This window comes from Nocardioides sp. CCNWLW216, assembly GCF_037120545.1.
In the GTDB taxonomy this organism is placed as follows: domain Bacteria; phylum Actinomycetota; class Actinomycetes; order Propionibacteriales; family Nocardioidaceae; genus Nocardioides; species Nocardioides lianchengensis.
On record NZ_JBBBBJ010000003.1, the window covers coordinates 493054 to 505373 of the forward strand.

At 72.7% G+C, this 12320-nt stretch carries 10 protein-coding genes; 8 read left to right on the plus strand and 2 right to left on the minus strand.

What is annotated here, in order from left to right:
- Nucleotides 1-19: 19 nt before the first annotated feature.
- Together V7S47_RS10065 and V7S47_RS10070 are read right to left on the minus strand one after the other, a co-directional pair.
- A complete protein-coding gene (locus V7S47_RS10065) occupies nt 20-691 on the minus strand; it encodes a fasciclin domain-containing protein (RefSeq protein WP_336561432.1) in 672 nt (223 codons plus the stop codon).
- Nucleotides 692-773: 82 nt separating this feature from the next.
- The gene (locus tag V7S47_RS10070) at nt 774-2366 is read right to left on the minus strand and encodes a molybdopterin-dependent oxidoreductase (protein WP_336561433.1); all 1593 of its coding nucleotides are present in this window, start codon (nt 2364-2366) and stop codon (nt 774-776) included.
- Nucleotides 2367-2422: 56 nt separating this feature from the next.
- Here V7S47_RS10070 and V7S47_RS10075 point away from each other — a divergent pair, with 56 nt between their 5' ends.
- From V7S47_RS10075 to zwf, 8 genes are all read left to right on the plus strand, one after another.
- Nucleotides 2423-3184, plus strand: a complete 762-nt coding sequence (locus tag V7S47_RS10075; protein ID WP_336561434.1) for an enoyl-CoA hydratase-related protein — start codon at nt 2423-2425, stop codon at nt 3182-3184.
- A gap of 135 nt (nt 3185-3319) precedes the next feature.
- Nucleotides 3320-5512, plus strand: coding sequence for a HelD family protein (locus V7S47_RS10080; RefSeq protein WP_336561435.1), 2193 nt, complete (start codon nt 3320-3322; stop codon nt 5510-5512).
- A gap of 41 nt (nt 5513-5553) precedes the next feature.
- A complete protein-coding gene (locus V7S47_RS10085; RefSeq protein WP_336561436.1) occupies nt 5554-5925 on the plus strand; it encodes a hypothetical protein in 372 nt (123 codons plus the stop codon).
- Nucleotides 5926-5939: 14 nt separating this feature from the next.
- On the plus strand, nt 5940-6542 hold the full coding sequence (locus V7S47_RS10090; RefSeq protein ID WP_336561437.1) for a DUF6461 domain-containing protein: 603 nt from the start codon (nt 5940-5942) through the stop codon (nt 6540-6542).
- Nucleotides 6543-6820: 278 nt separating this feature from the next.
- Nucleotides 6821-8734, plus strand: coding sequence for an anthranilate synthase family protein (locus V7S47_RS10095; protein ID WP_336561438.1), 1914 nt, complete (start codon nt 6821-6823; stop codon nt 8732-8734).
- A gap of 144 nt (nt 8735-8878) precedes the next feature.
- Complete coding sequence (locus V7S47_RS10100; protein WP_336561439.1) at nt 8879-9451, plus strand: anthranilate synthase component II; 573 nt, start codon at nt 8879-8881, stop codon at nt 9449-9451.
- Nucleotides 9448-10731, plus strand: coding sequence for an anthranilate synthase component I family protein (locus tag V7S47_RS10105; RefSeq protein ID WP_336561440.1), 1284 nt, complete (start codon nt 9448-9450; stop codon nt 10729-10731). Before V7S47_RS10100 ends, V7S47_RS10105 begins: the two co-directional genes overlap by 4 nt.
- Nucleotides 10732-10745: 14 nt before the next feature.
- Nucleotides 10746-12191, plus strand: coding sequence for a glucose-6-phosphate dehydrogenase (gene zwf / locus V7S47_RS10110; RefSeq protein ID WP_336561441.1), 1446 nt, complete (start codon nt 10746-10748; stop codon nt 12189-12191).
- Nucleotides 12192-12320 lie beyond the last annotated feature (129 nt).

Here is a 12320-nt window from a genome sequence, read left to right on the forward strand (position 1 = left end):
ACCTTGGTGACGGGGATCGTCACATCGCCGGCATCAGGACGGTGTCGATGATGTAGACGGTGGCGTTGGCGGTCTGCACATTGCCGCACAGGACGGTGGCGCCCTCGGTGCCGATGGTCGCCTCCTCGCCCTCACCCTCGATGGTCAGCTTGTCGCCGGCCAGCGTCTCGAACTCGCCCGACAGCTGGTCGGGGCTGATGCGCTCCGGCACCACGTGGTGGCTGAGGACGGTCCCGAGCAGCTTCGGGTCCTTCATGGCGGCCTCGAGGGTCGCCTGGTCCATCGCCTCGAAGGCCGGGTTGGCCGGCGCGAAGACGGTCAGGGCCTCGGCCGAGTTCAGCGCGTCGCCCAGGCCGGCCACGCCGACCGCCTCGACGAGGGTGCTGAGCAGCGGGTTGGCGCTCGCCGCGGTGGCGACCGGCTCGGCGGCCATGCCGCTGAACGAGGCGGCGCTGTCGTCGGTGGGGATGTCGCCACAGGCGGGGCCGTAGGTGTCGGCGGCCGCGTCGGTCTCGCCCATGCCGGCGTCCTCCGAGGGGCTGGTCTCCTCGGACGGGGCGCTGGAGCTGGAGCTGGTGTCGTCGCTCGCGCTGCTGCTGCTGTCGTCGCTGCCACAGGCGGCGAGACCCACGGAGAGCGTGATCGCGGCGGTCGCGAGGGCGCCGGTGCGGCGCAGGGTCTGGAGCTTCATGGTGATGCCTTCCGTCGGTGGGATTACGTGAGTGATTCGGGGTGGGGCCCGGACCGGATTGGTCCGGATCGGAAAAAGTTGGTCAGGAGACCGTGACGCGGGTCTCCTGCACGCCGCTGGAGCCCTCGGGGAAGGGCTTCGCGCGCACGGGGGTCTGGGTCTCGCCGTCGCCGCTGATGGCGCGGACCGCGAGGGCGTGCTGGCCGGAGTCGGCGTCCCAGGGCAGGTACCACTGGCGCCAGTAGTCGTTGCCGGCGTCCGGGCCGAGGGTGGCGTCCTGCCAGGACCCGCCGTCGATGCGCACCTGCACCTTGGCCACGCCGCCGCGCTGCTGGGCCCACGCGACGCCGCCGATGAACGTCTCGCCGGGGTCGATGGTCGACAGGGACTTGGGCGTGTCGATGCGGCTGGAGATCTTGATGGGGGCGTCGGTGGCCCACTTCTTCTTGGTCCAGTACGCGTCCTGCTCGGCGTACGTCGTCAGCGTCATCCGGGTGATCCACTTGGTCGCGCTGATGAAGCCGTAGAGGCCGGGGATGACCATCCGGGCCGGGAAGCCGTGCTCGAGCGGCAGCGGCTCGCCGTTCATGCCGACCGCGAGCAGCGCGTCGCGGCCGTCGATGGCCAGGTCGAGCGGGGTGCTGATCGTCATCCCCTCGACGTCCTCGCTGAAGATCTGGTCGGCCTTGGTCGAGTCGATGCCGGCCCGGTCGAGCAGGTCCTTCAGGGGTACGCCGAGCCAGCGCGCGGCGCCGACGTACTTGCCGCCGACGTCGTTGGAGACGCAGGTCATGGTGATGTCGCGCTCGACCATCGGCATCTCGAGGATCTCGTCGAAGGTGAAGCTGACCTCCTGGTCGACGTCGCCGTCGATGGTCAGCGTCCAGTCGTCGAGGTCGATGACGGGCAGGGTCAGGCGGGTGTCGACGCGGTAGAAGTCGCCGTTCGGGGTCTGGAACGGCGTGATGCCCTCGATCTTGCCCTCGATGCCCTGCGGGAGGGGCGGGGCGGGGTCGGCGGCCGCGGGGAGGTCGACGTTCGAGATCCGGGTGCGCACGCGCGCGATCCACTCGCCGGCACCGCCGACGACGGCGGCGGCCGCGGCCAGGACCGCGGTCGCGACGAGGACGCCGCGCCGGCTGGCGCCGCGGGCGGGTGCGGGCCGCTCGGCGGAGTCGACCACGTCGGGGTCGCCGGCCGAGCCGGTGGCCCCGGCCATCGCGTCGTGCGGGGCGGCCGCGGCGGACCCGCGCCGGAAGGTGCGGTCGAGGAACCACAGCGCGGCCACGGCGACGATCGCGGCGACCAGGCTCGGGAGCAGGTCGAGGGTCTCGAACTGGGGCCGGTTGGCCGTCGCCGCGCCGGCCACGACGACCAGCACGACCAGCAGGCCCGCGCCGAGTGCGAGCCGGCGCCGGGCGAGCACGCCCGCGATCGCGGCCAGGACCAGCACGCCGGCGAAGACCGAGCCGATCAGGATCGGCTTGTCCTTGGTGCCGAAGTTCTGGATGGCCCACTCCTTCAGCGACGTGGGCGTCAGGTCGATGACCTGCGAGCCCACCGCCAGGACGGGGGAGGCGGCCGGGTCGGTCAGACCGGCCACCAGGTGGGCGAGTGCGACCGCCACCAGGGTGGCCAGCACCCCGAAGCCTGCGTACGCGAGACGTGTCCTCATGGGAGGTGTTCGTCGCGGACGGCCCGGACGGATTGGCGTGGGGCAGGATGCGCGGCATGAGCGACGTCACTGCCGAGCTGGTCCACTACGCCGTCGAGGACGGCGTCGCGACCCTCACCCTCGACTCCCCGCACAACCGCAACGCCCTCTCCCGGCAGCTGGTCTCCGAGCTGCTCGCCGGTCTCGAGCGGGCCGACGGCGACCCGGCGGCCACGGTGGTCGTCCTGCGCGCGGCCGGGAAGGTCTTCTGCTCCGGCGCCGACCTGGCGGAGGCCGCGGGCGGCAGCATGGAGGAGGGTGCGCTGAGCATCGTCCGGCTCCAGCGACAGCTGCTCACCCTGGCCAAGCCGGTCGTGGTCCGGCTGCACGGAGCGGTCCGGGCCGGCGGCATCGGGATCGTCGCGGCGGCGGACGTCGTGGTCGCCGCCGAGGACGCCACCTTCGCGCTGACCGAGGTGAAGCTCGGCCTGGCCCCGGCCGCGATCTCGCTGACCGTGCTGCCCCGGCTGACCTCGCGGGCCGCCGCGCTCACCGCCCTGGGCGGCGAGGTGTTCACGGGGGCGCAGGCGGCGTCGTACGGGCTGGTGACGGAGGCGGTCCCCGTCGACGGGCTGGACGCGGCCGTGGACCGGGTTGTCGCGTCACTGGTCACGGGGGCGCCCCAGGGGTTGCGCGAGACCAAGGCGCTGCTCAACCGCGACCTGGTGGCCCACCTGGACGCTCGCGGCCCCGAGGTGGCCGCGCTCAGTGCCCGCCTCTTCGGCTCCGACGAGGCGAAGGCGGCGATGACGGCGTTCCTGAGCCGCAGGAAGAGCTGACGACCACCCGTGTAACGGTCTGGGAAACTGGCGTCGGGCATGCCCCGACGCCGGATAGAGTTGCTCTCTTGCCGCGTCCCGTCCGGGACCGGCGAGAAGAGGGCAGGGCACGTGGGTGCGGAGGGGAACGCAGCGTTGACGGACGAGGCAACGGAGTCCCGGGAGATCGCGCAGGAGCAGGCGTTCGTCGACCGGGTGTACCTCCAGCTGGAGGACTCGGCGAAGGCGGCGCAGGAGCTGGCGCGCGAGGGGCACGAGCGGGGCCGCCTGGGCCACGAGGGCGGGCTGGTCGAGCGGGACGCGATGGTCTTCCAGGCCGCGAAGCGGATCGCCCAGCTCGACGCCGCCCACGAGGGCCTGGTGTTCGGCCGGCTGGACCTGCGGCCGGGTCTCGACCCCGAGCCGCGGTACGTCGGCCGCATCGGCCTGCGTGACGCCGACCGCGACTCGCTCCTCATCGACTGGCGCGCGCCCGCGGCCGCGGTGTTCTACCAGGCCACGGCCGCCGAGCCCCAGCACGTCATCCGCCGCCGGGTGCTGCGCTCCGACGGCCGCAAGGTCGCCGGCGTCGAGGACGAGCTGCTCGACGCCGCCGCGCTCGAGGAGGACGGCGTCGACCTGCCGATCGTCGGCGAGGGCGCGCTGATGGCGCAGCTCTCGCGGGCCCGCGACCGGTCCATGCACTCCATCGTCGCCACCATCCAGGCCGAGCAGGACAAGGCGATCCGGGCGCCCGGCAAGGGCGTCGTGTCGATCTCCGGCGGACCCGGCACCGGCAAGACCGTGGTCGCGCTGCACCGCGCGGCGTACCTCCTCTACAACGACCGGCGGCGCTACGAGACCGGCGGCGTGCTCGTCGTCGGCCCCAGCGGCGTCTTCATGCGCTACATCGAGCGGGTGCTGCCGAGCCTCGGCGAGACCGCCGTCGCGCTGCGCTCGCTCGGCGAGGTCGTCGACGGCCTCAAGGCCAGCCGGCACGACGAGCCGGCCGTGGCCGACGTGAAGGGATCGGCGCGGATGGCCGAGCTGATCCGTCGTACGGCGCGGCAGCAGGCGCCGGGCAGCCCCACCGAGTTCCGCGTCTTCTACCGCGACGACACGATCGTGCTCGACCGCGGGGTGCTCGGGCGGGTGCGCCGCAACCTGATGTCCCAGGGCCGGCGCAACCGCCAGCTGCCCCGGGTGACCCAGATGCTGCTCGACCAGATGTGGCGCCAGGTCCGCGGCGAGCGCGGCCGGGAGCGGGGCCGGGAGTCGTTCGACGAGGAGATGCTCGGCAACGACGCCTTCCTCGACTTCGCGGCCGCCTGGTGGCCGCCACTCGACGCCCCGTCGGTGCTCGCCTGGCTGCGCGAGCCCGAGCTCCTCGCCCGGGTCGGGGAGGGCGTGGTCTCCGCCGAGGAGCAGCGGCTGCTGCTGAAGTCGTGGACCGCCGGCGGCCCGCCCTCGGTCGAGGACGTGCCGCTGATCGACGAGCTGCGCTACGCACTCGGCGACGTCCCGGCCAAGACCGAGGACGAGCGCGACAACCCGCTGACCGCCATCCAGGGCGCGATCGACCTGCAGGAGCTCTTCACCGCCTCCGACCGGGAGTACGCCCCGACCGGGCGCGCCTGGGCGCCGCCGACGCACAGCATCGAGGACGACGGCTACGCCCACGTCCTCATCGACGAGGCGCAGGACCTCACGCCGATGCAGTGGCGGATGGTCGGGCGCCGCGGACGGACCGCCTCCTGGACCATCGTCGGCGACCCCGCGCAGTCGTCCTGGCCGGTGCCGGCCGAGGCCGCCGCCGCCCGGGCCGAGGCGCTGGAGCGCAAGGTCCAGCACGACTTCCACCTCTCGACCAACTACCGCAACTCGTCCGAGATCTACGAGCACGCGGCGGCGTACGCCTCGCGGGTCGGGCTCGACGCCGACCTGCCGACCGCCGTCCGCTCCACCGGCGAGCACCCGACGGTCGTCGAGGGCGTGGTCGACGTGGAGGCGGCGACCCGGTCTGCCGTGGTCGAGATCGCCGGCCGGGTCTCCGGCACGGTCGGCATCGTCGTCCCTGTCGCTCGCCGCTCGGAGGTCAACGCCTGGCTGGCCTCCTGGCCCGAGCTCGCCGACGCCGCCCCGGGCGCCCGCGCGGCCATCGACTCCTCGGTGACCCCGTCGGGCGAGGACCGGGTCGTCGTCCTGACGGGTCTCGACACCAAGGGCCTGGAGTTCGACGGCATCGTCGTCGTCCGCCCGCAGGAGATCGAGGACGAGTCGGCCACCGGCCGGGCGACGCTGTACGTCGTCCTCACCCGCGCGACCCAGCTGCTGACCACGATCTCCTGATCGCGGTTTCCGGCCGCCCCCGCTCGGGGAGGGAGCGGGGCATGGGACGCATCGGGATCGTGGTCGGGCTGGTGGTCGTGCTGGTCGTGGGGCTGCTCGTGGGGTTCGGCGTGGGCTGGGCGGTCTCCGGCGGCTCGGACGACGCCGAACTCGCCTGCGCGGCGGCCGAGCGGCTGCCGGCGGAGCTGCCCGACACCGAGGACGGCGACGACCCTCCGGGGATCGGGCTGCTCAACCGGGTCGCGGGCGTCGGCCTGCTCGCCCAGGGCGCCGGGCAGACCGGGGACTCCCAGGGCGACCTGGACGACCTCGGCCGCGCCGGGCAGGAGCTGAGCCGGGTCCTGCAGACCCTGCGCCTCGAGGACTACGGCGACGCGCGCGACGCCCTGCTCCGGGCGTGCGACGACCGCTGACTAGGGTCCTGGGCGTGACCGACGTGGAGCACTACGAGTCCCTCCTCGCGGAGGGGCCCTTCGACACCGAGTCCCTCACCGTGCTGGTGGTCGCCGGGGCCATCCAGCAGGACGTCGCCACGGCGCTCGGCATCGACCTGGCCGCGGACCCGACCGAGTACCCCGAGGCCGACGACGAGGAGTTCTCGGCGTACGCGATCACCGACGTGGAGGGCGGCGTTCTCGCCGTCGAGCACAGCGGGTACGCCGATCCCAGCCTCGACGCCCTGCGCGCCCTCTCCGCCGGCGGCCGGAGCGTCGCGGTGGTCCGCGACAACATCCAGGCGCACGTCCGGTTCGGCTGCGCCCGTGACGGGGAGGTGGTGTTCGACGACGACGAGTACCTCTTCCTCGACGACCCCTCCCCGGTCCCGGCGGAGCTGCGTCCCCTCTTCGACCTCGCCTGGGTGGACCCGGAGGACGAGGACGCCGAGGACGACGCCGACGCCGTCGCTGTCGGCCTGGCCATGGCCGAGGTGGTCACCGGGCTGCGGCTCACCGCCGAGGACCTCCAGCGGGTCGCCGACTCCGGCTACCGGCTGGCGCCGAGCCTGGTCTACCTGCCCGCCGCTGATTGAGCAGGCCGCGCCGCCCTCCGGTGGTTGAGCAGGTCGCGCCGCCCTCCGGTGGTTGAGCAGGTCGCGCAGCGACCGTGTCGAAACCCCCGCAGCCCGAGCGTCCCTGTCGAGCCCGCCGCCACCGGCTGGTCGGTCGTGGGCTGCGGGTCGGTGGCCGGGCGCGGCCTGCTCCCCGCGGCCCGAGCGAACCCGCTGCTCGGGGGTACGCGCGGGTGGCCGGCCCGCCCAGGATCCGGCGCGCGGTCCGTGCTGGCCCGCCGCACAACTAGAGTTCCGCCATGACTGCCTCACGTGACGCCCGGGCCGCGATCGACGCGCTCCAGGGGCACGAGGCCTGGGCGATCATCCGGCGCTCCACGCGCGCGGGCGACCGCGACACCGTCGGCCTGGTCGGCGGGCGTCGTACCGTCGTGGAGTCGATCCTCGACGTGCCGCTGGAGGCCGGGGTGCCGGCCGACGGGCACATCGCCGACCGGCTGCTCGCCGTCCCGTTCCGCCAGGTCGCGGAGCGCGGGTTCGAGGCGCACGACGACGGGACCCCGCTGGTCGTGGTCGACGTCGAGACCGAGCTGGAGTTCTCGGTCGCCGAGATCGTCGAGGCGATCGACGACACCGGGGTCGAGTTCGCCGACCGGGGCGGGTTCGAGACCGACGACGAGGAGTACGGCAAGCTCGTCGAGGCGATCATCCGCGACGAGATCGGCCAGGGCGAGGGCGCCAACCTGGTCATCGGACGCCACTACCGCGCCACCGTCGCCGACTGGGGCGCGCAGCGGGCGCTCACCGTCTTCAAGCGGCTCCTCGAGCGCGAGCGCGGCGCCTACTGGACCTACGTCTTCTTCACCGGCGACCGCTACCTGATCGGCGCCAGCCCGGAGCGGCACGTCTCCATCCACGGCGGCGACGTCCGGATGAACCCGATCAGCGGCACCTTCCGGATCCCCTCCGAGGGCGACACCCAGCAGCAGCTCCTCGACTTCCTCCACGACGAGAAGGAGATCTACGAGCTCTTCATGGTCGTCGACGAGGAGCTGAAGATGATGTGCGACATCTGCGACCGGGGCGGCCAGGTGCTCGGCCCGTTCCTGAAGCCGATGAGCCGTCTCGTGCACACCGAGTACCTCCTCGCCGGGCAGACCGACCGGGACCCGCGGGAGGTGCTGCGGGACACCATGTACGCCGCCACCGTGACCGGCAGCCCGGTCGAGAACGCCTGCCGGCTGATCAAGCAGTACGAGTCGGTCGGCCGCGGCTACTACGGCGCAGCGCTGGCCATCCTGGGCCGCGACGGGGACGGCGAGCCGGTGCTCGACAGCCCGATCGTGATCCGCACCGCGGACGTCGACCTGGAGGGCCGGCTGACCGTGACCGCGGGCGCCACCCTGGTCCGCGACTCGGACCCGGCGTACGAGGTCGCCGAGACGCACGCCAAGGCCGGCGGCATCCTCAGCGCCTTCGGCCTGGTCCCGCCGGCCCCGGTGCCGACCACGAACCTGGCCGAGCTCGTCAACGACGAGGACGTGCTGCTGGCGCTCAACAAGCGCAACCGGCGGCTGTCGCGGTTCTGGCTGACCGACCAGGGCGGCTCCCGGCCCGACCCCGGCCTGGCCGGCAAGCGCGTGGTGATCCTCGACGGCGAGGACGACTTCGTGAACATGCTGCGCCACGTCCTCGGTGTGCTCGGCATGACCAGCGAGGTGGTCCGCCACGAGGACTACGCGCCCGGGGTCCTGGACGGCTTCGACCTGGTGATCGTCGGCCCCGGACCGGGTGACCCGCGTGACGGCGACGACCCCAAGATGGCCCAGCTGCGCGCGGCCGTGGCCGAGCTGATGGCGGCCGAGCGGCCGTTCCTCGCGGTCTGCCTCGGCCACCAGGCGCTCTGCCACCACCTCGGCATCCCGCTGGCCTACAAGGACATCGTCTTCCAGGGCACCCAGTCGCCGGTGGCCATCGACGGCCGGACCGAGCGGGTGGGCTTTTACAACACCTTCGTCGGCCGGGTGGACGCGGCGACCGCGCTGCCCGCGGGTGTGAGCGTCGAGACCGAGCCGGACTCCGGCGACGTGCACCTGCTGCGCGGCCCGCACTACCGGGGCATCCAGTTCCACGCCGAGTCGATCCTCACCGAGCACGGCTACGACCTGCTGCACGAGCTGGTCGCCGACCTCCTCGTTCCCCAGGTTCCCTAGGTTCCCTAGGTTCCTTAGGTTCCCTGGGGTTCCCGGGAGTCGTCTTGGGTCCTAGGGTGACGAGGTCAGGAACACGGGCCCGACGGTGACTGCCCCCCAGCGCCGCCGGGTCCGTCCTATTTCCGGGGCAGTAGGTTGCTGACCGTGGCCGGAGCGGACGTGGTCGTCGTGGACCACCACGACTCCTACACGTGGAACCTGGTCCACCTCGTCGCCGGCGTGACCGGGGTGCTGCCCCGCGTGGTCCAGCACGACGAGGCGGACGCCGCCGACCTGCTCCGCCACGAGTACGTCGTCCTGTCGCCGGGACCCGGCCACCCCGCCTCGCCGCGTGACTTCGCGGTCGGCCGCGAGGTGCTGCTCGCCGGCACCCGGCCGGTGCTCGGCGTCTGCCTCGGCCTGCAGGGCCTCGTGACGTCGTACGGCGGCCGCGTCGACCGGGTGCCGCCCGGGCACGGCGTGCTGGCGAGCGTCGAGCACGACGGCGCCGGGCTGTTCGCCGGCGTACCGGCCCCGTTCGCGGCGGTCCGCTACCACTCGCTGGCGGCCCTGGAGCTGCCCGCGTGCCTGCGGGTGACCGCGACCGACGCGTCGACCGGGCTGACCATGGCCGTCGCCCACCGGGACCTGCCGCTCGTCGGCGTCCAGTTCCACCCCGAGTCGATCCTCTCCGAGCACGGCGCGCGGCTGGTGGCCAACTTCCTGGAGCTGTCGTGAACGGGACCGTGGGGGACCCCGTCCTCGCGTTCCGCGACGTCGCCGCCGCCCACGCGCGCTGCGTGTGGCTCGACGGCGGCGGCGCGCGCGAGTGGTCCGGGCGCAGGTCGCTCCTCGGCTGGCTGGAGCCCGACGACGTCTCGCTCACCTACTCGGCCGCCACCCGCGAGGTGGTCCGGCACGCCTCCGGGCGGTCCGAGGTGCTCGGCGACGACCCGTTCGCCGTCCTCGAGGCCGAGCTCGCCGCCGGCTCGTCCACCGACCAGTGGTTCGGCTACCTCGGGTACGCCGCCCGCGCCGACCTGCCGGCGTACCCCTCGGACACCGTGCCGGACGCGGTCTGGATGCGGCCGAGCCACGTGCGGCTGTTCGAGCACGAGCCGGGGGCGGGACAGGCCGAGAACCTCCCACGGCCCCGGATGACCGGGGACGTCGCACCCGCCTCCTATGCCGCCCACTTCGGCCGCGTCCAGGAGCACCTGCACGCGGGCAACAGCTACGAGGTCAACCTGACCTACCGCGCCGACGTGACTGCCGACCTCGACCCGGCGACGGCGTACCTGCGGCTGCGCGAGCTCAACCCCGCGCCGTACGCCGGGTTCCTGCAGCACGACGTACCGGGTGCCGGGGCGTGGCTGCTGAGCTCCAGCCCGGAGCGGTACGCCGTGGTCGGGGCGGACCGGAGCATCGAGACCAAGCCGATCAAGGGGACCACCCTGCGCGGGGCGACGCCGGCGGAGGACGACGCGCGGCGGCGGGAGCTGGCGGCGGAGCCGCGGTTCCGCAGCGAGAACCTGATGATCGTCGACCTGCTGCGCAACGACCTGTCGACGGTCTGCGAGGTCGGGTCGGTCGAGGTGCCGGTGCTGATGGAGGTCGAGTCGTACGCGACCGTGCACCAGCTGGTCTCGACGGTGCGCGGGCGGCTGCGCGACGACGTGACCACCCTCGGCGCGGTCCGCGCGCTCTTCCCGGCCGGGTCGATGACAGGCGCCCCGAAGCAGCGCACCATGGAGATCGTGCAGGAGGTCGAGGACACCCCACGCGGCGCCTACGCCGGCGCCTTCGGCTGGGTCTCCGCCGACGGCCGCGCCGACCTGGGCGTGGTCATCCGGTCGCTCACGACCACCGGCGACGGGGTCTACCGACTCGGCACCGGGGGCGGCATCACGGTCCACTCGTCCGCGGCCGAGGAGTACGCCGAGTCCCGCTGGAAGGCCGAGCGGCTGCTGCGGGTGTTCGACGCCGACACACCGACACCGGGAGGAAACACCGCGTGACTACCCTCGACGACATGGAGCAACCGCACGTCATCGTGCTCTTCGGTGCCACCGGCGACCTGGCCAAGCGCAAGCTGCTGCCGGGCCTGCTGCGACTCTTCGAGGCCGGCCTGCTCAAGGACTCCTGCATCGTGGGGACGTCGCTGGAGGAGATCGACACCGAGACGTTCGTGAAGATCGCCCGCGACGCCTGCGAGGAGTTCGGCAAGGGCGACGTGACCGACGCCCGCTGGGCGCCGTTCGCCGAGATGCTGAGCTATGTGTCGCAGGGCGCCGGTCCGCACGCGCTGGCCGAGGCGGTGCACGCCTCCGAGGCGGTGCTGGCCCGCCACGGCGAGGAGATCGGCCGCCTGCACTACCTCAGCGTGCCGCCGAAGGCCGCGCTCGACGTGATCCGTCAGCTCGACGAGGCCGGCCTGGTCGAGCGGTCGCGGATCATCATGGAGAAGCCGTTCGGCACCGACCTGAAGTCGGCCAAGAAGCTGAACGCGCGGGTCCACGAGGTCTTCGACGAGAGCCAGGTCTTCCGCATCGACCACTTCCTCGGCAAGGAGGCGGCCCAGAACATCCTGGCGTTCCGGTTCGCCAACGGCCTCTTCGAGCCGATCTGGAACCGCAACTTCATCGACCACGTGCAGATCGACGTACCGGAGACCCTCGGCCTCGAGGGGCGTACGGCGTTCTACGAGGGCACCGGTGCCTACCGCGACATGGTCGTCACCCACCTGATGCAGGTGCTGGCCTTCATGGCGATGGAGCCGCCCACGTCGCTGGCGCCGGACCCGATCAGCGACGAGAAGCTGAAGGTCTTCCGCTCGATGCGGCCGATCGAGCCGCACAACGTCGTCCGCGGCCAGTACAACGGCTACCGCGGCAAGGCCGCCGTCGCCGAGGACTCCGACACCGAGACCTTCGTGGCGCTGAAGGTCGAGATCGACAACTGGCGCTGGGCGGGCGTGCCGTTCTTCCTGCGCACCGGCAAGAAGCTCGCCGAGGGCGCCCGGATCATCTCGATCGCCTTCAAGGAGCCCCCGCTCACGATGTTCCCGGCCGGCTCGAACGTCGGCCGCCAGGGCCCCGACCACCTCACCTTCGACCTGGCCGACCAGTCCCGGATGTCGCTGTCGTTCTACGGCAAGAAGCCGGGCCCGGGCATGAAGCTCGAGAAGCTGTCGATGCAGTTCGCCACCCACGAGACGTCGTCGTCCGCCTCGGTGCTGGAGGCCTATGAGCGGCTCATCCACGACGCCATGCGCGGCGACCACACCCTCTTCACCACCGCCGCCGGCATCGAGACGCTGTGGGAGAAGTCGATCCCCCTGCTCAACGACCCGCCGCCGGTGCGCGGCTACGCGCCGGGCAGCTGGGGCCCCAACGCCATCCACCAGCTGATCGCCCCGCACGCCTGGCGGCTGCCCTTCGAGCGGTCCTGGCGCGACTCGAACACGACGGTGCGGTAGGTCTCGATACGCCGCTCGTCCCTCGCGGCTACTCGACCACCGAAGACGTACGACGCCGCTCGTCCCTCGCGGCTACTCGACCACCGAAGACGTACGACGCCGCTCGTCCCTCGCGGCTACTCGACCACC